The organism is Streptomyces sp. NPDC101227 (genome assembly GCF_044767545.1).
In the GTDB taxonomy this organism is placed as follows: Bacteria; Actinomycetota; Actinomycetes; order Streptomycetales; family Streptomycetaceae; genus Streptomyces.
Genome location: NZ_JBIWOD010000006.1, coordinates 426,124 through 445,056 on the forward strand (window position 1 = coordinate 426,124; position 18,933 = coordinate 445,056).

The window sequence follows — 18,933 nt, forward strand, 5'->3', positions numbered from 1 at the left end:
ATCGTTCGGTGAGATCTACGCGCGTAGGGGCTAGAGTGCGAAAATGACGAGCGAGACCACCAACCTCCCGAACAGTGAACAGATCCGCCGCGCGCCCAAGGTGCTGCTCCACGATCACCTCGACGGCGGGCTGCGTCCCGGCACCATCGTCGACCTCGCCCGCGAGAGTGGCTATGACGGCCTGCCCGAAGCCGACCCCGAGAAGCTGGGGATCTGGTTCCGCGAGGCGGCCGACTCCGGCTCGCTGGAGCGCTACCTGGAGACCTTCGCGCACACCTGCGCCGTCATGCAGACCCGCGACGCGCTCTTCCGGGTGGCTGCCGAGTGCGCCGAGGACCTGGCCGCGGACGGCGTGGTCTACGCCGAGGTCCGGTACGCGCCCGAGCAGCACCTGGACAAGGGGCTGAGCCTCGAAGAGGTCGTCGAGGCCGTCAACGAGGGCTTCCGCGAGGGCGAGCGCCGGGCCCGCGAGAACGGCCACCGCATCCGCGTCGGTGCCCTGCTGACCGCCATGCGGCACGCCGCCCGCGCCCTGGAGATCGCCGAACTCGCCAACCGCTACCGCGACTCGGGCGTCATCGGCTTCGACATCGCGGGCGCCGAGGCCGGCTTCCCGCCCACCCGCCACCTCGACGCGTTCGAGTACCTCAAGCGGGAGAACAACCACTTCACCATCCACGCCGGCGAGGCCTTCGGCCTGCCCTCCATCTGGCAGGCGCTCCAGTGGTGCGGCGCCGACCGCCTCGGCCACGGTGTCCGCATCATCGACGACATCGAGGTCGACGACGACGGCTCGGTCAAGCTCGGCCGCCTCGCCTCGTACGTACGCGACAAGCGCATCCCGCTGGAGATGTGCCCCAGCTCCAACCTCCAGACCGGCGCCGCCACCTCCTACGCCGAGCACCCCATCGGGCTGCTGCGGCGCCTGCAGTTCCGGCTCACCGTCAACACCGACAACCGGCTGATGAGCGGTACGACCATGTCCCGCGAATTCGAGCACCTGGTCAAGACATTCCGATACACGCTCGATGACATGCAGTGGTTTACAGTCAATGCGATGAAATCAGCATTCATTCCTTTCGATGAACGTCTAGCCATGATCAACGACGTCATCAAGCCCGGATATGCGGAACTGCGGGCCGAATGGCTCTTCCGTCAGGTGGGCACAACCACCGGCTCGAGCAGGGGTTCTCACGCTGAGTAAGGCGAATCGGGCGGTGTGGCGCGCGATTTAGCGGAACGGCCGGTGGTTGTCCACCGGCCGTTTTTCGTGGGCCGTTGGTGTTTGCGGCGGCGGCGACCGCGTCACTAGGTTGATTGGCCGGTCAAGCCCCCATCACAAACCCCCATCACGAGGACGTAATTCGATGAAGCAGGGAACCATCAAGACTCTCGGTGCCGCCGCGCTCGGTGCCGCCTTCGCCGTCGCCGCCGCGGGCACCGCCTCCGCCGCCCCGTCGGTGAACGCGGCCGACGCCGCCGGTCTGCTGAACAAGCTGCCGGTCAAGCAGGTCACCGAGACCGCGTCGGGGGCCACCCACGGCGTCAAGCCGGCCGGCAACGACATCAACAACCCCATCAAGACCCAGGGCAACTCGCTGGGCGGTCTGCCGATCCGCACCGTCACCGGCATCGCCGGCAAGCTGGCCAAGAACGCCGGCTGATCACCAACGGCTGAGCGGTCGGAAGGCCCCCGGGCCGTGCCCCGGTGCGTACGCCGCAGTGCGTAGGCACCGGGGCACCGCCATGTCCACGGCCCGGTGTCCGCCGCGGCCGTGGCGGGCGTGCCTGGTTACCAGGCGGCGGCGCCGGTGGCCTCGTCCTCCGCGGGGAGGAATATCCACAGCGCCAGGTAGACGAGGAACTGCGGGCCCGGCAGCAGGCACGACAGCAGAAAGATCACGCGCATCGTCGTCGGGGTGGTGCCGAAGCGACGGGCCAGCCCCGCACACACTCCGGCGATCATTCGGTTGTTGCGGGGGCGGACAAGTGCGGCGGCCATGACGGCGGCTCCTTTGCGACTCGGTAGGGCGTTTGCCCCGATGTCTCAAAGGTAGGTCCGGCTGCCGAAGAGCACGTCAGCCTGCGGGGCTACGTCAACCCTGGAGATCTTCGGGGTCGCGCCCCTCAGACGCTCCTCCCGGCGACGGAGCCGGTACCGGGCCCCAGGGACGACCACCAGATGGGCCACCGCCACCCCGAGCGTGTTCAGCAGCACCGAGTCGACGTCCGCGACCTGCCCCGGCACCCCGGCCTGCAACAGCTCGATGGCCAGCGCGATCATCGCGCCGGCGAAGACGGTACGTGTCAGGGACACCAGTGGGGACACATGGAGCCGCCCGGCCGCCATCGGAAGCAGCACCCCCAGCGGCGCCAGCAGCAGTACCTGGCCGCCCAGGCTCTGCACCGCGTGCCAGGTGCCGTGGGCCAGCTCGGCGTTGATCGACGCGAGCGGCTCGACATTGGGCGCGGGCACCCATGGCACCGTACGGGGCCGCAGCGTCAGCCAGCCGACAATCAGCAGATGCGCCACCAGGAGCAGAAGTCCGGTGGCGCGCATACGGAGGGCGGCGGTGTCGCCGGAACCATGACGCTGCACACAGGCCAGGACGCCGGTAGCGGGGGCCTCGGTTCCGCCCTGTTGCGCCCGTCTTGGCCGGATGGCCCGGCGGCCGCGGCGCCCCAGGGAGACCCCGTACGCGGCCGGGGACGCCGGCTCAGCCGTCTTCGGACAGCGGGTCGCCCCAGCCCGCGTTCTGTGCGATGTCCGGGTTGGAGAGCACATCGGCGGAGCAGTCGTAGCGGTGCGGCACGTCCTTGCCGGGCCCGCCCAGCACCGCCGCGTGCGAACGGCCCAGCGCCGGGGACGCGCCGTAGGTGCACACCAGCTGCGCCAGCGCGAAGGACGGCAGATCGTCCGGCCGGATGCTCAGCCGCAGCGCGTCCGTGGGATCGCCCGCGCGCGGACCGTTCACCTTCAGGTCCTCGGGCACCGCGCTGCTGAACCCGGCCTCCTCCTCCGCCGACGAGGGCCGGTGGCGCAGCTCGCCCAGCAGCGCCCGCGCCACCGCCAGCCGCACGGCGGCCGCGGTCTTCCCCTTCGGCGCCGGCACCGACCGTTCCACCTGGGCCAGCGTGGAACTGCACACCAGATACACGGCGACCGCCGAACGACCGGGGGCCGCCGACTCCGCGTCCCTGCCGGGGGCCTTGCAGCTCACCCGCGAGGGCGCGCCCCCCGCGTCCACCGGCACGGACGTCCCCCGGATGCCGCAGCCCGCGGCGGCCAGCGCCACGACCGCCACCGCGGCGGTGCGCCCGCTGCGCGAGAACCACCCGGCCCGCCTCATCGGTCCCCCTCCGTGCCGCCGCCGGCCGGCCCGCCGTCCTTGCGGCCCTCGCCCTGCCCGCCGTCCGTCAGCCGGGACGCGTCCATCGGCAGCCGCAGCGTGAAGACCGCGCCGCCCTCGGGCAGATTGGCGGCGGTGATCTCACCGCCGTGGATGTGCGCGTTCTCCATCGCGATGGACAGGCCCAGACCGCTGCCCTCCGACCGCGGCCGGGACGCGCTCGCCTTGTAGAAGCGGTCGAAGACGTGCGGCAGAACCTCTTCCGGGATCCCGGGACCGTGATCCCGTACGCGGATGACCAACTCCCCGCCCCCGGCTCCCTCTTCCGCCGCATCCTCGGCGCGCTCGGCGTCTTCGGTGCCCGCGGCGTCTTCGATCCCCGCGGCATGTTCGGTGTGCACGGAGACCCGTACCGGCGACCCGCCGTGCTTGAGGGCGTTACCGATCAGATTCGCCAGGATCACATCGAGGCGCCGCGGGTCCAGCCGCGCCACGATGCCCCGGTCCGCGTCCAGATCGACCGCGTCCAGCCAGGCCCGCGCGTCGATGCACGCGGTCACCTGGTCCGCGACATCGACATCGTCCAGCACCAGCCGGGCCGTGCCCGCGTCGAAGCGGGTGACCTCCATCAGGTTCTCCACCAGGTCGTTCAGCCGCCGGGTCTCGCTGACCACCAGCTGCACCGCGGGCGCGATCATCGGGTCGAGGGAGTCGGCCTCCTCCTCCAGCACCTCCGATACCGCGGTGATCGCAGTCAGGGGCGTACGGAGCTCGTGCGACATATCGGCGACGAAGCGCCGCGAGGACGCCTCCCGCGCGCTCAGCTCCTCGACCCGCTGCTCCAGCCGCTCCGCCGTACGGTTGAACGTCCGGGACAAGTCCGCGAGTTCGTCGGTGCCGGTCACCCGCAGCCGGGTGTCCAGCCGCCCCTCACCGAGCTGCCGCGCCGCGTACCCCAGCCGCTGTACGGGCCGCAGCACCGTCGTCGCGGCGGCCTGCGCCAGCAGCGCCGACCCGACCAGCGCCAGCGCGGTGGCGATCCCCAGCGACCAGGCCAGCGAGTTGAGGTCCTGCCGCTCGGTGGCCAGCGACTTCATCATGTAGCCGGTCGGACCGCCGCCGATCACCTCCGCCCCGGCGACCAGATAGGGGACGTCCCCGACCTGCCGGCGCTGCCAGTACAGATGGTGCGCATAGCGGTTGGACTCGTCGACCGGACGCACCTGGGCGACGGCCTTGCGCAGCGCCGTCGGCACGCTCTTCAGCGTCAGCAGATCCTTGTCGGTGGTCGCCGCGCAGGCCTTGCCCGCCCGGTCCTTGCCGATCAGCAGCACCGTGTAGTTCTGCGGCCCGCCCGCCATCTGCCGCGCCGCGTCCTGGAGTTCGGAGCAGCGCGGGCGCGGCGCCAGCGACCGCGTACTGTCCTCCAGTGACTTGCGGAAATCCTTGAGCACGGCATTCTGCGTGCGGTCCAGCACCGTATTGCGGTTGAGCCAGTACGCGATGCCGGACGCGGAGACCGCGGCGGTCAGCGCCACCAGCGCGAAGACGACGACCAGCCGCAGCCGCAGGCTCGTCCAGCGCAACAGCCCGGAGGCGCGCCGCAGCAGCCGCGTGGAGCGGTTGCCGGGCCCGGCAACCGGGGTGTCCTCGATCGTGTCGTCGCTGTCGCTCTCCGTGGGGCGTCCCGTCACTGCGGGGAGTCCAGCCGGTATCCCACACCGCGGACCGTACGGATCAGCGTCGGCGAGGACGGCACGTCCTCCACCTTCGCGCGCAGCCGCTGGACACACGCGTCCACCAGGCGCGAATCGCCCAGATAGTCGTGCTCCCACACCAGCCGCAGCAACTGCTGCCGCGACAGCGCCTGTCCGGGCCGGCGGCTCAGCTCCAGCAGCAACCGCAGCTCGGTCGGCGTCAGTTGCAGATCCTCGCCGTTCTTGGTGACGGTCATCGCCGAGCGGTCGATCACCAGCGAGCCGAACGTCGCCGAGTCGCTGGACTCCCGTTCCCCGCGGCGCAGTACGGCACGGATACGGGCGTCCAGCACCCGACCCTGCACCGGCTTGACGACATAGTCGTCCGCGCCGGACTCCAGCCCCACCACGACGTCGATGTCGTCGTTGCGCGCGGTGAGCAGGATGATGGGCAGCTGGTCCGTGCGCCTGATCCGCCGGCACACCTCGAAACCGTCGATGCCCGGCAGCATCACATCCAGCACGATCAGGTCCGGGCGCTGCTCGCGCAGCAGCTTCAGGCCGTCCTCGCCCGTCGCCGCGGTCACCACACGGTGACCCTGGCGCGACAGCGAGAGTTCGAGGGCCGTGCGGATGGCGTCGTCGTCCTCGATCAGCAACAGAAAAGGCACCCCGCCATTCTGGCCCATGAGACGCCGGGAGATCGACCGGTGCCCCCTCTCATATGCGCCCCCGGCGCGTGGTGGCCCCGCGCCGCACCCCACCGGCCCCTGTGACAGGGCTGTGACAGTCGGCGGACACCGCGATGAAACTGGCTTGGCAGTCTTTTGGGCACCGGGAGAGATCAACAACCCGGGACACACCGAACGAGCTGGCTCAACGACGGGGGGCGCGAGATGAACACACTGCACGGCACGACTTCCAGCGCAGTTATCACGCGGCTCCATGACGTCGTACGGGCCGGGGAGAAGTCCGGTGCCGTGAGCGGGCGGGGGTGCGCTCGCGGCACCGGGCGTCAGAGGTCGGGGGCCATGTACGCCGTGGCCATTGACGCGACCTCGGTGGAAATCCCCAGGCCCAACGGGGGAAACACGGGCCGCGGGGATGCCGACGGGGGAAACAACGGGGGAACGCAGTACGGGGAGGAGACGGGGGAACGGCGCTCCGCGTCGGAGGCGGCCGAGGCCGAAGCGGCCTTCACCGCCTACGTCCAGGAGCGCCGCGCCTCCCTGTACGCCACCGCCTACCACCTGACCGGCGACCGCTACGAGGCCGAGGACCTGCTGCAGAGCGCGCTGTTCTCGACCTACCGGGCGTGGGACCGGATCAGCGACAAGGCGGCGCTCGGCGGCTATCTGCGGCGCACCATGACCAACCTGCACATCAGCGCCTGGCGCCGCCGCAAGCTCAACGAATACCCGACCGAGGAACTGCCCGAGACGGCCGGTGACGTGGACGCGATGCGCGGCACCGAGCTGCGCGCCGTCCTGTGGCAGGCCCTGGTCCGGCTGCCCGAGGCGCAGCGCACCATGCTGGTGCTGCGCTACTACGAGGGCCGTACGGACCCCGAGATCGCGGACATTCTGGGCATCAGTGTCGGCACGGTGAAGTCGAGCATCTGGCGCTCCCTGCGCCGGCTGCGCGAGGACGAGGTCCTCAGCTTCGGCCGTGACGAGGAGGAGTCCTTCGGCGAGCTGGTGGCCTGAGGACGGGGGGGAACCGGGGGAAAACCGGGGGGACCAGGGGGAAACGGGGAAAAGCGGGGGACGTGCCCGAGGGGAACGGGGTACGGGGGATACGGGGGAAACCGGCCGCGGGGGAGCGATCCGCCGAGGCCGGACGTATCGGGGGATACGGGGGACACGGGGGAAGGAAGCGGGTTCGGGCGGCCGGGGGGTCTGCCCGAACCCGCTTCTGCCGTTGTGCTTCCCGGTGCGCCGGGCTGCCGCAGGCGCAGGATCAGGGACGTACGGCCTCGCCGATCGCGCCGCCCACCCGCGCCGCGGAAATCCGCGCCAGCGCCTCGGGCTTGGCGCACGGATGGGCACCCAGGGCACAGTGCCGGGCGACGACCGCGCGTTCGTTGCGCAGCAGCCGCAGGCCGCGACGCACCAGATAGGGCGCCGACTTACGGCCCTCCCGCAGGTCCCGGGCCAGCCGCCGGCGGAACGTGGTCGTGGGACGGCCGCGCAGGCACAGCGCATCGGCGAGCAGCCCCGCTTCCCGGCACCCCGCTATGACATCGGCCGCGAAGATGCCCTCCGCGATGAACAGCGGGGCATCGCCGAGATCGAGCCGCGAGACCCCGGCCCGGGAGCTGGTGGCGATGTCGTACACGGGGACGGACGTTCGCCCCGTACGGCACAGCGCCTCGATCGCGGCGACCGCGACATCGGCGTCCCAGGACAGCGGCGAGTCCCAGTCGGCGCCGCCGCCGGGCAGCTGCGGCAGCGTCGGGTCCGTGCCCTCCTTGTAGAAGTCGTCGAGATTGAGGACGGGCAGGCCGGTCAGCGCGGCGAGGGACGTCTTGCCCGAACCCGAGGGGCCGGTCAGCAGGACGACTCGGACGGAGGTACCACCCTGTTCGAGAGGAGTGGCGAACTCGGGGGAGGAGGACTGGAGGCTCACGGGTACCCATTGTCGGCCCATTGGGCCGTTGGGAGTACCCCGGCGTACGAGACGGACCGTGAGGTGGATCCCACGACGAGCCGTCAACTACTCTACGCAGTCGATCGATTACCCGTTCAAGCGGATTCCGCAGTCAGGTGGCACAGCAGATGGCCTCACACGCACGTCCCCAGCCCAGCCGCATCCCCCGTACGCTGCTGCGCACCGCGCTCGCGTTCTCCGCGGCCGGCGCCGCGCTCGCGGCGGGCGGCTCGGCATCGGCGAGCGCGACCCCCTCGCCCGCGCCGGCCGCCCACCCCGACCAGGGCTCCGGCACCCCTCTGCACACCGTGACCCGCGCCGTGCGGAACTCCGTCACCGGTGCCCCCGGCGCGGTCAAGAACCTCCAGCTCAACCCGCTGGCCAACACTCCTGTCGACCCGCTGAACAACGCCTTGGAGACCAAGGTCGCCGACTTCAAGCCGCTGAGCACCACGTCGGCGACCGGCCCCCTGTCGTCCGGCGCCGCCCTCAAGGACCTGCCGCTGGTGGGCCGTATGACGCGCGTGCTGCCGAAGTGACGCCGCGCCGGCGCGTTCAGTGGCCGTTGCAGGCGGCCACGAACTGCTCCATCTGCCGGCGCAGCGCGCTGCCCAGCGCGATCCAGGAGCCGTCGGCGAAGACGAGGTCGAAGCGGCCGCGGGCGGCGACGGCACCTGGGTTGGCCTGGAAGCGGGCGATGTTCCTGCGCGGCACGTCCACGGCGACGACCCACTGAGGTGCGCTGTTCGGCCGGTCCTCGTTCCTGTTGAGCGCCACGATGAGGCGCCGGTCGGTGATCGCCTGGAGGCCGGTGGGGTCGCCCGCGTGGGCGAGGTGGATGCGGAAGCGCCCGGCCATGCTCTGCCAGCCGCCCTCGATGACCTGGCCCCACAGCGCGCGCTCGGCGGCGGAGTCCAGGGCGTCCTCGGCGTTCTCCCGGGCCTCCGAGACGGCCTCGGCGGCGCGTCCGAGGGCACGGGTGAGCCGGTTGTTGGCCAGCCGGCTGTGGGAGACCGCGACGACGGGCCGGGCGATCACGCTCGCGACGCTGTCGAAGACGCCGCTCACCCGCTGCTCCCACTGCGAGGGCCGGGCGGGCATCCGCAGCTCGGCGGGGACCGCCGGCAGCGCCGGGTTGGGGGCGAAGTCGCAGGCCTCGACCAGCGTTTCGCCGGGCTGGAGAAGGCCGCGGAAGCCGTCCCGGTAGTGCTGCTTCATCCGTTGCCGCCCCCCGGCGATCGCCGTCCGGTCGTGTCCGATCGCCGGCCGATTGTCGTGCCCCTGTCGATGTCATGATCGTATCGGCCGCGACCGGCGGTTGCCGGGGGTGTCCCCGGGGGGCCGGCGGTGTCCGGCGATGGCGCACAACGGCGACGGGCCCCTTCCGTGCGGGGAAGGGGCCCGTGTTCAGGGGGAGGCGGACGCCGGTCTCAGACTCCCATCGGGTGCCACACCGTCTTCGTCTCCAGGAAGGCGAACAGGCGCTCGGTGCCCGGGTCGGCGGCCCAGTCGGCCGTACCGGGGCGCAGTACCCGCTTCAGGTTGTCGGCCGCGGCCGTCTCCAGGTCCTTGGCCAACCCGGCATCCGCGCCCGCGAGATCGAGGGCGTTGACGTCCTGGTGGGCGGCGAGCGGGGCGGCGATCTCCGCCGTACGGCCGGAGAGGATGTTGACGACGCCGCCGGGCAGGTCGGAGGTGGCGAGCACCTCACCCAGGGACAGCGCGGGCAGCGGGGAATCCTGGGCGGCCGCCACGACCACGGTGTTGCCGGTGACGATCGCCGGGGCGATGACCGAGACCAGGCCGAGGAAGGACGACTCCTGGGGCGCCAGGACGGCGACCACACCGGTCGGCTCGGGGGCCGAGAGGTTGAAGTACGGGCCCGCCACCGGGTTGGCCCCGCCGACGACCTGCCCGACCTTGTCGGACCAGCCCGCGTACCAGACCCAGCGGTCGATCGCCGCGTCCACCTGGGCGGTGGCCTTGGCCTTGGACAGCCCCTGGGCGTCCGCGACCTCGGCGATGAACTGCTCCCGGCGGCCCTCCAGCATCTCGGCGACGCGGTAGAGGATCTGGCCGCGGTTGTAGGCCGTGGCGCCCGACCAGCCGCCGAACGCCTTACGGGCGGCGACCACCGCGTCCCGGGCGTCCTTACGGGAGGCCAGCGGCGCATTGGCCAGCCATTCGCCCTTCCCCGCCGCGCCGGCGGCCTTCGTCCCTGCCGTCACCTCGTACACCCGCCCGCTCTCGGACCGGGGGAACTTCCCCCCGACGTACAGCTTGTAGGTCTTGAGCACGCTCAAGCGATCAGACATTGAGGTACGCCTCCAGGCCGTGGCGGCCGCCCTCGCGGCCGTAGCCCGACTCCTTGTAGCCGCCGAAGGGCGAGGTGGGGTCGAACTTGTTGAACGTGTTGGACCAGATGACGCCGGCGCGCAGCTTGCTCGCCATCCACAGCATCCGCGAGCCCTTCTCCGTCCAGATACCGGCGGAGAGGCCGTAGGGGGTGTTGTTGGCCTTCGCCACGGCCTCTTCCGGAGTGCGGAAGGTCAGGACGGACAGCACCGGGCCGAAGATCTCCTCGCGGGCGATGCGGTGCGCCTGGGTGACGCCCGTGAAGAGGGTCGGCGCGAACCAGTAGCCGGCGGCGGGCAGATCGCAGGCGGGGGCCCAGCGCTCGGCGCCCTCGGCCTCGCCCGCGTCGGCCAGCGCCGTGATCCGGGCCAGCTGCTCGGCGGAGTTGATGGCGCCGATGTCGGTGTTCTTGTCCAGCGGGTCGCCCACGCGCAGGGTCCCCATCCGGCGCTTGAGGGCGTCCAGCAGCTCGTCCTGGACGGACTCCTGGACGAGGAGGCGGGAGCCCGCGCAGCAGACGTGCCCCTGGTTGAAGAAGATGCCGTTGACGATGCCCTCGACGGCCTGGTCGATGGGGGCGTCGTCGAAGACGATGTTCGCCGCCTTGCCGCCCAGCTCCAGGGTCACCTTCTTGTCCGTGCCGGCCACCGTACGGGCGATGGCCTTGCCGACGTCGGTGGAGCCGGTGAAGGCCACCTTGTTGACGTCGGGGTGGGCCACCAGCGCGGCGCCCGTGGAGCCGTCACCCGTGACGATGTTGACGACGCCCTTGGGCAGGCCCGCCTGGCGGCAGATGTCCGCGAAGAACAGCGCGGAGAGCGGGGTCGTCTCGGCGGGCTTGAGGACGACGGTGTTGCCGGTCGCCAGCGCCGGGGCGATCTTCCAGGCCAGCATGAGGAGGGGGAAGTTCCACGGGATGACCTGGCCCGCGACGCCGAGGGGGCGCGGGTTCGGGCCGTAACCGGCGTGGTCGAGCTTGTCCGCCCAGCCCGCGTAGTAGAAGAAGTGCGCGGCCACCAGCGGCAGGTCCGCGTCCCGCGACTCCCGGATCGGCTTGCCGTTGTCCAGCGACTCCAGGACGGCCAGCTCGCGCGAGCGCTCCTGGATGATCCGGGCGATCCGGAAGAGGTACTTGGCGCGCTCGGCACCGGGCAGCTCGGACCACTTCTCGAAGGCCTTACGGGCCGCCTTCACGGCCCGGTCCACGTCCTCGGCGTTGGCCTGGGTGTACTCGGCCAGCACCTCCTCCGTGGCGGGCGAGACGGTCTTGGCCAGCCCGCCGCCGGAGCCCTCGGTGAACTCGCCGTCGATGAACAGCCCGTAGCTCGGCGCGATGTCGACGACCGCGCGGGACTCCGGGGCCGGTGCGTACTCGAATGCTGAGTGCATAGCGGAGTTCATAGCGGTCAGTCCACCGTTACGTAGTCGGGGCCGGAGTAGCGGCCGGTGCTGAGCTTCTGGCGCTGCATCAGCAGATCGTTCAGGAGGCTGGAGGCACCGAAGCGGAACCAGTCGGCGGTCAGCCAGGGCTCGCCCAGCGTCTCGTTGACCATCACCAGGTACTTGATCGCGTCCTTGGTCGTACGGATGCCGCCGGCGGGCTTCACGCCCACCTGGACGCCGGTCGCCGCGTGGAAGTCGCGGACGGCCTCCAGCATCAGCAGCGTGACGGGCGGGGTGGCGTTGACGGCCACCTTGCCGGTCGAGGTCTTGATGAAGTCGGCGCCCGCGAGCATCGCCAGCCAGGAGACCCGGCGGACGTTGTCGTACGTCTCGAGCTCGCCGGTCTCGAAGATGACCTTGAGGTGCGCGGCGCTGCCGTCCGGCCGTGCGCACGCCTCCTTGACCGCCTTGATCTCCTCGAAGACCGCCAGGTACCGGCCGGAGAGGAAGGCACCCCGGTCGATCACCATGTCGATCTCGTCGGCGCCGGCGGCGACCGCGTCACGGGTGTCGGCGAGCTTGACGGGCAGGGCGGCGCGGCCCGCCGGGAAGGCGGTGGCGACGGACGCGACGTGGATACCGGAGTCGCCGAGCGCCGCCTTGGCCGTGGCGACCATGTCGGGATAGACGCAGATCGCCGCGACCTTGGGGGCGGTGCGGTCGGTGGGGTCGGGGCTGACGCCCTTGGCGCACAGCGCCCGGACCTTGCCCGGGGTGTCCGCGCCCTCCAGGGTCGTCAGGTCGATCATGGAGATGGCGAGATCGATGGCATACGCCTTCGCCGTCGTCTTGATCGAGCGGGTGCCGAGGGTGGCGGCGCGAGCCTGCAGGCCGACCGCGTCGACCCCCGGGAGGCCGTGGAGGAAGCGGCGCAGCGCACCGTCGTCGGCGGTGACATCCGCCATTGACGCCAGACGCCCCGCGGCTTCCTTGCCGTATGCGGGAACAGTGATGGGCATGGTCACGAGGGGAGCATATCTACGCGCGTAGCAACATGTCATCCCCCCGGGGAGGAGAGAAACGCGCCACGCAGGGAGGAGGGCGGCAGGCGGGGCCCGGGGGCGGGGCCCGCCGGGGAGGGCCGCGAATGATGCCGTAACGCAATGTCCGGCATCCGGACGGTCAGGCAGAATCGGCAGCATGACGAGCCCGCACCGGTCCACCCCGCCGCAGCAGCAGTACGCGGACCGCAGTTACCGCTCACCCGCGGCCATGGCGGGCGGCGGGCTGCTCATCGCCCTCGCACTCTGGCTCGGCGGCGACGCGCTGCTACGGGGCGGCGCGCACACCAAGCTCATGGCGCTGTTCGCGCTGTTGCTGGTGGTGCCGCTGGTGTTCGCGTTCACGCTGCGGCCGGCGGTACGGGCGAGCGCGGACCTCCTTACGGTCCGCAACCCGTTCCGCACGATCACGCTGCCCTGGGGCGCCGTGGAGAACCTGCGGGCCGCGTTCTCCGCCGAGGTGTTCACCAGCGGCGCCAAGTACCAGATGTGGGCGATCCCCGTCTCCCTGCGACAGCGCAAAAAGGCCAGCAGGCAAGCCGCCCGCGGCGCCTCCAGGACCCGCCTCGGCGGCGCCGCCGACGACGGCCCGGCGCCGCGCGCGATGGCCGACCAGGCCCTCGACGAACTGCGCGAGATCAAGGAACGCGCCGGGGAGCGCGAGAGCGCCAAGGGCGAGCCGACGGTGCGCTGGGCGTACCCGGTCATCGCGCCGATCGTGGCGGGGGCCATCGGGCTGGCCGTGACGCTGGCGCTTTAGGGCCTGCCCGGCACGGGTGTCCGCGCCGGGATGAGGGGCAGCCGCCCCGGTCCGTGGGCTCGGCGTAGGCGGCGAGTCGCCTTACCGGCCGAGTGTGACCCAGCTCACCGGGAAACGGTGACAGGGTGTTGTCGCGGACGGCTGCGAGGGTCGGCGGCATGACGATCACCGATGAGGACTGCCTCGCCGAGACCCTGGCGTTCAACAAGGAATTCGAGGCCACTGCCGCGAGCCGCCCGGCGCGCGACGAGACGCCGGACGCGACCACGCTGGCCGCCCTGCGGCGCAACCGGCTCGGCGGCGACACGCCCCCGGAGCGACTGCCGCAGGGCCGGGACCGCGTCATTGCCGGAGGGGTGCGGGTCCGGACGTTCGTACCCGACCGCGTCGAGGGCGTGTATCTGCACCTCCACGGGGGCGGGTGGGTGTTCGGCTCCGCGGACGGGCAGGACGAGAGACTGTGGCGGCTCGCCGAGCAGGCGCGGCTGGCCGTGGTCAGCGTGGACTACCGCCTCGCGCCGGAACACCCGTTCCCCGCCGGGCCCGACGACTGCGAAGCGGCCGCCCGGTGGCTGGTGGACCACGCCGCGGCCGAGTTCGGCACCCGACGGCTGCTGATCGGGGGCGAGTCGGCCGGTGCCCATCTGAGCGTCGTGACTCTGCTGCGCCTTCGCGACCGGCACGGCATCACCGGCGCGTTCCGCGCGGCCCACCTGCTGTTCGGCCCCTACGACCTGTCGATGACACCGAGCCAGCGGTCCTTCGGCGCCAGGCGGCTGCTGAGCAACACCGACTCGCTGCGGCGGACCTATGAGCTGTTCACCCCTGGCATGGGGGCGGAACGACGCCGCGATCCCGAGGTCTCACCGCTCTTCGCCGACCTCGCCGGTCTGCCGCCCGCCCGCATCGTCGTCGGCACCGAGGATCCGCTGCTGGACGACTCGCTGTTCCTGGCCCAGCGGTGGCAGGCGACGGGCGCGCCCGTGCAGCTCGGCGTCGTCGCCGGCGCCATGCACGGTTTCACCCTGTTCCCGCTGACCGTCACCGAGCGGGAGCTGCGGCGCCAGCGGGACTTCCTGTCCGCCACGGGACGGTAGCGTCGCCGGCATGAACCGCACCGCCCGGCTCTACGCGCTGGTGGAGGAGTTGCGTGCGGCGGCGCCGCGGCCGCTGACGGTCGCGGCGCTCGCCGCGCGATTCGAGATGAGTACCCGCACGGTGCAGCGCGACCTCCAGGCGCTGATGGGGGCCGGTGTCCCGGTGCGCACCGCACCCGGGCGAGGCGGGGGCTGGTCGATCGACCCGGAAATGACCCTGCCCCCGATCCACTTCACCGCCGATGAGGCCTCGGCGCTGGCCGTCGCCCTCGCCGCGACCGACGCCGTCGCCCCGTACGCGGGTGCGGCCCGCACGGCAGCCCAGAAGATAGCCGCCTCGATGACCGGCCCCGCCTCGGCGGCGGCCCAGGAACTCGCGGCACGGATCGTGACGCTGCCCTCGCCGTCCGACTCCACGGTCCGCGCGGCGGTGGAACGGGCCCTCGCCACCACCACGGTGCTGCGGCTGTCCTACGTCGACGCAGCGGGACGCGAAAGCGAGCGCGCGGTGGAACCGGCCGGACTGCTCACCGCCGACGGCCGGTGGTACCTCATCGCCTGGTGCCGCACGCGCGGGGCCGGCCGGGGCTTCCGGCTGGACCGCATCACAGCCGCGGCGTCGACGACCGAGCGGGCCCAGCCGCACGACCTGACCGCACTGCTGCGCGGCTCGGCCGCGGCCGGCGCGGTGCCCCCCACCGCGCTGGCTCCCCTCACACCCCGCCGTGGCCCATCGGACACGACCTAGGCTGCGGTCCGCCGCTCCAGACGGCTGCCTCGCGCCACGACGATGGACATGATGTCGCTGGGGGCGTCCAGCGCGATGCGGTGCCATCGCCCGCGCTCCACGATGACGGCGGCTCCCGCCGCCAGCTTGATCTCCTCCTCCTCGTCTCCCGGCCGCTCCGGGCGGAAGCAGAGGCGTATCCCGCCGGTGAGGCAGGCCACGACTTCGTCCGCGGCGGAGTGGATTTCCCAATGGTCGGCGTGAACGTCGGCATCGGTCTCCACGCGGAACGTCATCACCTGCCAGCCGTCGCTCTCGGGGTCGAACACCGGCCGCTCGGCGCGCACTTGGCCGCTCTGGCCGAGGTGGATGAAGGAGCCGAAGAGGTCGATCGGGGTCGCGGTCATGCCGGGATGTCCTTCCAGTAGGGGTGTCTCGGTGATCTCTGGGTGATCTTTCAGCTGATGGGTTGTGGCACCGGTGGCCGGCGCGCCCGTCCGGAGCGGGCGGAGCGCGGAGCCGAGGTCTCCGTCTCGTCACCCGGCGTTGCCGCTGCCGCCCAACGCCTGCCGGTACAGGGCCGACAGCGCGTCGTCGATGGGGTGGCGTCGCGGCTTTCCCGAGGAGTCCCTGGTGTTCCACCGCACGAGGTTCATCGCGACGGACATCTGCCGCCTGCCGTCGGCGCGGGTCAGGGACAACGTCTCGGCCCCCAGACCGTGCCGCAGTCCGGGATGTCGACCCGGTGCAGACCGAGGCCGTATTCGATCTTCGTCCCGTCGAGGGCGCGGACCGGGACCGTGCGCTGCATCTGCGCCAGCGACGATCCGTTGACGACCTTGCCGTCGAGCAGCCTGCCGTAGAAGCGGTTGAGGTCCTCCATGATCGACACCAGAGCGGCCCCCGGTCCCACCCAGGACATGTCGTAGACGCTGTAGTCGCGCGGCGGGTCGATCAGGCCGTACAGCGCCTCGTACATCCGCGAGTGCGGCCCCTCGATGTCCGGCCCGGCCGGGAACTCGGTGTGCCGGAGACCGGCGGGCTCGATGACGTTCCGGGTGATGCACTCCTCGGCCGTGGTGCCCGTGATCCGCTCCAGGAGTTGGCCGAGGAGCAGGTAATTGGTGTTGGAGTACGTCCCCATGGGGCTTCCGGGCTCACCGGCGGGCGGCGCCGCGAGCCCCATCTCGATCAGCTCGGCCGGGCGGAAACCGCCGGAACCGGTTGTCGTCCAGGCTCCCGGGCGAGATGTCCGACAGAGACGGGAACCCCCGGAAGGACGGGAACGCAGCGGGGAGGTAATCGCTGATGCCGCTGGTGTGGTTGAGCAGCATCCGCACCGTGACCTTCTTGCCGCGCTCACCCGGCACCAGCCGCGGCAGGTACCGGCCGATCGGCGCGTCGAGCCCGATCCGGCCCGCCTCGGCCTGTTGCAGGACCGAGGCGGCGGTGAAGGTCTTGGTGACGCTGCCGACCCGCTGTCGCATGCCGGGGCTGACGGGACGGCCCGTACCGACATCGGCGACCCCGGAAGCGCCGCGCCACACCTGACCGGCATCGCGCACCTCGGCGTATATACCGGGCATTCCCGCGCGGTGGACGCCGTCCACGGCGGACTGCAGCTCCGCGGGATCCAGGCCGGCCGCCGGGCTCGTGCCGGTCGCCGGACTCGTGCCGTCCGCCGGTACGGCCCCCGTTCCGTGGGCCGCGGGAACGGATTCTCCGGTGCTCTTCGCCATCGACGGCTCGCTGCTCTTCGTCATCGTCGGCTCATTCCGCCAGGGCGCGACGCAGGGCCGCGCCGAGTTCGTCCATCTGCCGCTGCGATATCTCGGCGGAGAGGATCGCCTGCGACCCGTGGAAGGTGCCGGGCCACTGGTGGAGCTCGACCGACACGCCCGCCTGGAGCAGGCGCAGCGCATAGGCGATGTCCTCGTCGCGGTTCGGACAGAGCTCCGCGGTGCCGATATAGGCGGGCGGCAGGCCGGACAGATCGGCGGCGCGCGCGGGAGCGGCGTACGGCGTGGCGGGCGTGGCGCCCAGGTAGTGCCGCCACGACGCGGTGACCTTGTCGCGGTTCATCCAGGGCGTCCGGGTGAAGTTCCGTGCCGACCACGTCTCCTGCCGGTCATCGAGCCCCGGCTGGTTGAGCAACTGGCAGCGGATCGACGGCCCCTGCTGGTCACGCGCCCGCAGCGCCACCGCGGCCGCGAGCCCGCCACCGGCGCTGTGACCGCCGATCGCGATCCGCTCCGGGCCGGTGCCGAGTTCGGCGGCGTGCTCGGCCGTCCAGGTCAGCACGGCGTAGGCGTCGTCCAGGGCGGCCGGGAACGGGTGCTCGGGCGCCAGGCGGTAGCCCACCGAGATCACCACCGCGCCGGAGAGGGCGGCGATCCGGGCGGCCCATGGGTGCTCGGTGTCCACGTCACCCATCACGAATCCGCCGCCGTGCAGCCAGATGACGGCGCCCTGCGCCTGATGCGGGCGGTAGATCCGTACGGCCACTTCCGGGTCGCCGGGCAGCGTACGGTCCTCGATCTCCATTCCGGAGGTGTCCGGTGCCGGCACCGCGGCGGCCAGCTCGGCGAGGCTCTTGCGTTGGGCGACCGGGTCGGTCAGGTCGGCCGGGGGGAACAGCGCGATGAATGCTTCCAGTTCGGGATCCATGGCTGCCATCCTCACGACCGCCACCCGCGAGATCATCCGCCGTCCGTCGCGCATCCCGCCCGGATCGCGCACCGATCGGCGCCTATCCTCCTGCCATGGAGGCACTGGCCTTACGGCTGTCGCAACTGGACTCGCACGTCGAAGGCGCGATCCGCGTCGTCATGTTCTACGACACGCTGATGCGCCGACGGGTGGACCTCCCGGGGCTCGCCCGGGCCTCGGCGGTCCTGGCCGAGTGCGTGGCCGGGATCGGGCTCCACGGCACCGGCCGGACGATCCGCATGGCGCCCGACGGCAGGGAAGCGCCGGCCCCCAAGCTCTCGACGTCGCCCGAGCAGGGGGGACCCCCACCGCCGTCACCCGCGTCCACCACGGTGCCGGTCACCCTCGACGACGAGGAGATCGGCACGGTGTGGCTGGAACGCCCCGGCCCACCCGGCGCGCTCGACGAACTGCTGCTGGAGCGGCTCTCCATCGCCGCCGCGGCGGTCGTCGAGAGGTACGGCCCGGCCCGCACCACCATGGCCGACCCCGCCCTCGTCGAACTGGTCATCAGCTCCGACAGCGACGAGGCGGCCAGGGCCCGGGCACTGCGGCTGCTGGGTTTCGCCGCGGACCTGCCGGTCCGCGTCGTCGCCGTACGGTCGCGGCTGCCGCTCGACCGGATCGGCGCCCTGGTCTGCCCGGCCCGCCCGGTGAAGGCGGCACCGCTCGCCGACGTCGGCGTCATCCTGGCCACCACCGTGGACCCGACCCGTTTTCCGGCGGGCGTACGCGCCGGCATCGGCGCCGCCGAAACCCCCGACCGGTCCTGGTGGGAAGCCCGCACCGCCCTCCGCTTCACCACCCCACGCCGGCCGTTCGTCCACCACGACGAGCTGGGGGCGCTGGCGCTGCTCGCCCAGGTACCCCAGGACGCCGCGCGGAACAACGCCGACGTCACCGCGATCGCCCGAATAACCGGCAACCCGGAAGACCTGGAGACCCTGGACGCCTACTGCACCACCGGCTCCCTGCGCCGGGCCGCCGCCCTCCTCCACCTCCACCACAGCAGCGTCTCCCGCCGTCTCGAACACATCGGAAAGACCCTGGACATCGACCTCACCGAGCCCACCGGACTGATCCGGGCCCGGCTTGCCCTTACGGCTTGGCGGCTGCTCGACGGCTGAGGGGAGTGAGCGCGATCT

The 18,933-nt window shown here is 71.8% G+C and carries 20 protein-coding genes and 1 pseudogene; 8 read left to right on the plus strand and 13 right to left on the minus strand.

The features are described 5' to 3' along the window. Positions 1-43 precede the first annotated feature (43 nt). Entirely contained in the window at positions 44-1,204 is a 1,161-nt protein-coding gene (locus ACIRPT_RS16975; RefSeq protein ID WP_403513398.1) for an adenosine deaminase, read from the plus strand. Positions 1,205-1,367: 163 nt separating this feature from the next. Then, the gene (locus ACIRPT_RS16980; protein WP_403827708.1) at positions 1,368-1,664 is read left to right on the plus strand and encodes a hypothetical protein; all 297 of its coding nucleotides are present in this window, start codon (positions 1,368-1,370) and stop codon (positions 1,662-1,664) included. 128 nt (positions 1,665-1,792) lie between these two features. Here the strand turns inward: ACIRPT_RS16980 and ACIRPT_RS16985 are convergent, their stop codons facing one another. The 5 genes from ACIRPT_RS16985 to afsQ1 form a co-directional block, all read right to left on the minus strand. Beyond that, positions 1,793-2,002 (minus strand): PspC domain-containing protein, encoded by a 210-nt coding sequence (locus ACIRPT_RS16985; RefSeq protein ID WP_403513393.1) that lies wholly within the window; start codon positions 2,000-2,002, stop codon positions 1,793-1,795. A gap of 45 nt (positions 2,003-2,047) precedes the next feature. After that, positions 2,048-2,599, minus strand: a complete 552-nt coding sequence (locus ACIRPT_RS16990) for a VanZ family protein (RefSeq protein WP_403513391.1) — start codon at positions 2,597-2,599, stop codon at positions 2,048-2,050. A gap of 118 nt (positions 2,600-2,717) precedes the next feature. Beyond that, on the minus strand, positions 2,718-3,350 hold the full coding sequence (locus ACIRPT_RS16995; RefSeq protein ID WP_403827711.1) for a hypothetical protein: 633 nt from the start codon (positions 3,348-3,350) through the stop codon (positions 2,718-2,720). Next, complete coding sequence (locus ACIRPT_RS17000; RefSeq protein ID WP_403827713.1) at positions 3,347-5,143, minus strand: ATP-binding protein; 1,797 nt, start codon at positions 5,141-5,143, stop codon at positions 3,347-3,349. The genes ACIRPT_RS16995 and ACIRPT_RS17000 overlap by 4 nt, the downstream gene beginning before the upstream one ends. Further along, entirely contained in the window at positions 5,041-5,718 is a 678-nt protein-coding gene (gene afsQ1 / locus ACIRPT_RS17005) for a two-component system response regulator AfsQ1 (RefSeq protein WP_026169550.1), read from the minus strand. The genes ACIRPT_RS17000 and afsQ1 overlap by 103 nt, the downstream gene beginning before the upstream one ends. Positions 5,719-5,943: 225 nt before the next feature. Here afsQ1 and ACIRPT_RS17010 point away from each other — a divergent pair, with 225 nt between their 5' ends. Further along, positions 5,944-6,753 carry a SigE family RNA polymerase sigma factor gene (locus ACIRPT_RS17010; protein WP_403827716.1) on the plus strand — a complete coding sequence of 270 codons (810 nt, stop codon included), beginning with the start codon at positions 5,944-5,946 and terminating at the stop codon, positions 6,751-6,753. 253 nt (positions 6,754-7,006) lie between these two features. Here ACIRPT_RS17010 and ACIRPT_RS17015 read toward each other — a convergent pair whose 3' ends face one another. After that, entirely contained in the window at positions 7,007-7,696 is a 690-nt protein-coding gene (locus ACIRPT_RS17015; RefSeq protein WP_403827718.1) for a uridine kinase, read from the minus strand. Positions 7,697-7,824: 128 nt separating this feature from the next. Between ACIRPT_RS17015 and ACIRPT_RS17020 the strand changes: the two genes are divergently transcribed. Further along, a complete protein-coding gene (locus ACIRPT_RS17020; protein WP_403513376.1) occupies positions 7,825-8,235 on the plus strand; it encodes a hypothetical protein in 411 nt (136 codons plus the stop codon). 16 nt (positions 8,236-8,251) lie between these two features. On the opposite strand, the gene ACIRPT_RS17025 is transcribed toward ACIRPT_RS17020, so the two are convergent. From ACIRPT_RS17025 to deoC, 4 genes are all read right to left on the minus strand, one after another. Further along, a complete protein-coding gene (locus tag ACIRPT_RS17025) occupies positions 8,252-8,914 on the minus strand; it encodes a hypothetical protein (protein WP_403827720.1) in 663 nt (220 codons plus the stop codon). A gap of 212 nt (positions 8,915-9,126) precedes the next feature. Next, complete coding sequence (locus ACIRPT_RS17030) at positions 9,127-10,011, minus strand: aldehyde dehydrogenase family protein (protein WP_403827722.1); 885 nt, start codon at positions 10,009-10,011, stop codon at positions 9,127-9,129. After that, positions 10,004-11,440 (minus strand): aldehyde dehydrogenase family protein, encoded by a 1,437-nt coding sequence (locus ACIRPT_RS17035; RefSeq protein WP_403827724.1) that lies wholly within the window; start codon positions 11,438-11,440, stop codon positions 10,004-10,006. The genes ACIRPT_RS17030 and ACIRPT_RS17035 overlap by 8 nt, the downstream gene beginning before the upstream one ends. A gap of 17 nt (positions 11,441-11,457) precedes the next feature. After that, on the minus strand, positions 11,458-12,453 hold the full coding sequence (gene deoC, locus ACIRPT_RS17040) for a deoxyribose-phosphate aldolase (protein WP_403827952.1): 996 nt from the start codon (positions 12,451-12,453) through the stop codon (positions 11,458-11,460). 181 nt (positions 12,454-12,634) lie between these two features. Between deoC and ACIRPT_RS17045 the strand changes: the two genes are divergently transcribed. The 3 genes from ACIRPT_RS17045 to ACIRPT_RS17055 all read left to right on the plus strand — a co-directional run bounded on the left by ACIRPT_RS17045 (position 12,635) and on the right by ACIRPT_RS17055 (position 15,100). Next, the gene (locus tag ACIRPT_RS17045; RefSeq protein ID WP_403827726.1) at positions 12,635-13,255 is read left to right on the plus strand and encodes a PH domain-containing protein; all 621 of its coding nucleotides are present in this window, start codon (positions 12,635-12,637) and stop codon (positions 13,253-13,255) included. A gap of 158 nt (positions 13,256-13,413) precedes the next feature. Continuing rightward, positions 13,414-14,352, plus strand: coding sequence for an alpha/beta hydrolase (locus ACIRPT_RS17050; RefSeq protein ID WP_403827728.1), 939 nt, complete (start codon positions 13,414-13,416; stop codon positions 14,350-14,352). Positions 14,353-14,362: 10 nt separating this feature from the next. Then, entirely contained in the window at positions 14,363-15,100 is a 738-nt protein-coding gene (locus tag ACIRPT_RS17055) for a helix-turn-helix transcriptional regulator (protein WP_403827730.1), read from the plus strand. On the opposite strand, the gene ACIRPT_RS17060 is transcribed toward ACIRPT_RS17055, so the two are convergent. The 3 genes and pseudogenes from ACIRPT_RS17060 to ACIRPT_RS17070 all read right to left on the minus strand — a co-directional run bounded on the left by ACIRPT_RS17060 (position 15,097) and on the right by ACIRPT_RS17070 (position 17,746). Further along, entirely contained in the window at positions 15,097-15,486 is a 390-nt protein-coding gene (locus tag ACIRPT_RS17060; RefSeq protein WP_403827732.1) for a cupin, read from the minus strand. The genes ACIRPT_RS17055 and ACIRPT_RS17060 overlap by 4 nt on opposite strands. A 129-nt stretch (positions 15,487-15,615) precedes the next feature. Continuing rightward, a pseudogene (locus tag ACIRPT_RS17065) lies at positions 15,616-16,665 on the minus strand (serine hydrolase domain-containing protein). A 184-nt stretch (positions 16,666-16,849) separates the two neighbouring features. Further along, positions 16,850-17,746, minus strand: a complete 897-nt coding sequence (locus tag ACIRPT_RS17070) for an alpha/beta hydrolase (RefSeq protein ID WP_403827734.1) — start codon at positions 17,744-17,746, stop codon at positions 16,850-16,852. Positions 17,747-17,841: 95 nt separating this feature from the next. Between ACIRPT_RS17070 and ACIRPT_RS17075 the strand changes: the two genes are divergently transcribed. Next, positions 17,842-18,915, plus strand: a complete 1,074-nt coding sequence (locus tag ACIRPT_RS17075; protein ID WP_403827736.1) for a helix-turn-helix domain-containing protein — start codon at positions 17,842-17,844, stop codon at positions 18,913-18,915. Positions 18,916-18,933 lie beyond the last annotated feature (18 nt).

Coding starts and splice junctions, on each gene's coding strand:
- deoC (WP_403827952.1), bottom strand. CDS start 12,453: ATGCCCATCACTGTTCCCGCATACGGCAAGGAAGCCGCGGGGCGTCTG.
- ACIRPT_RS16995 (WP_403827711.1), bottom strand. CDS start 3,350: ATGAGGCGGGCCGGGTGGTTCTCGCGCAGCGGGCGCACCGCCGCGGTG.
- ACIRPT_RS17070 (WP_403827734.1), bottom strand. CDS start 17,746: ATGGATCCCGAACTGGAAGCATTCATCGCGCTGTTCCCCCCGGCCGAC.
- ACIRPT_RS17060 (WP_403827732.1), bottom strand. CDS start 15,486: ATGACCGCGACCCCGATCGACCTCTTCGGCTCCTTCATCCACCTCGGC.
- ACIRPT_RS17030 (WP_403827722.1), bottom strand. CDS start 10,011: ATGTCTGATCGCTTGAGCGTGCTCAAGACCTACAAGCTGTACGTCGGG.
- ACIRPT_RS17055 (WP_403827730.1), top strand. CDS start 14,363: ATGAACCGCACCGCCCGGCTCTACGCGCTGGTGGAGGAGTTGCGTGCG.
- ACIRPT_RS16980 (WP_403827708.1), top strand. CDS start 1,368: ATGAAGCAGGGAACCATCAAGACTCTCGGTGCCGCCGCGCTCGGTGCC.
- ACIRPT_RS16985 (WP_403513393.1), bottom strand. CDS start 2,002: ATGGCCGCCGCACTTGTCCGCCCCCGCAACAACCGAATGATCGCCGGA.
- ACIRPT_RS16975 (WP_403513398.1), top strand. CDS start 44: ATGACGAGCGAGACCACCAACCTCCCGAACAGTGAACAGATCCGCCGC.
- ACIRPT_RS17010 (WP_403827716.1), top strand. CDS start 5,944: ATGAACACACTGCACGGCACGACTTCCAGCGCAGTTATCACGCGGCTC.
- ACIRPT_RS17025 (WP_403827720.1), bottom strand. CDS start 8,914: ATGAAGCAGCACTACCGGGACGGCTTCCGCGGCCTTCTCCAGCCCGGC.
- ACIRPT_RS17015 (WP_403827718.1), bottom strand. CDS start 7,696: ATGGGCCGACAATGGGTACCCGTGAGCCTCCAGTCCTCCTCCCCCGAG.
- ACIRPT_RS17035 (WP_403827724.1), bottom strand. CDS start 11,440: ATGCACTCAGCATTCGAGTACGCACCGGCCCCGGAGTCCCGCGCGGTC.
- ACIRPT_RS17045 (WP_403827726.1), top strand. CDS start 12,635: ATGACGAGCCCGCACCGGTCCACCCCGCCGCAGCAGCAGTACGCGGAC.
- ACIRPT_RS17050 (WP_403827728.1), top strand. CDS start 13,414: ATGACGATCACCGATGAGGACTGCCTCGCCGAGACCCTGGCGTTCAAC.
- ACIRPT_RS17075 (WP_403827736.1), top strand. CDS start 17,842: ATGGAGGCACTGGCCTTACGGCTGTCGCAACTGGACTCGCACGTCGAA.
- ACIRPT_RS17020 (WP_403513376.1), top strand. CDS start 7,825: ATGGCCTCACACGCACGTCCCCAGCCCAGCCGCATCCCCCGTACGCTG.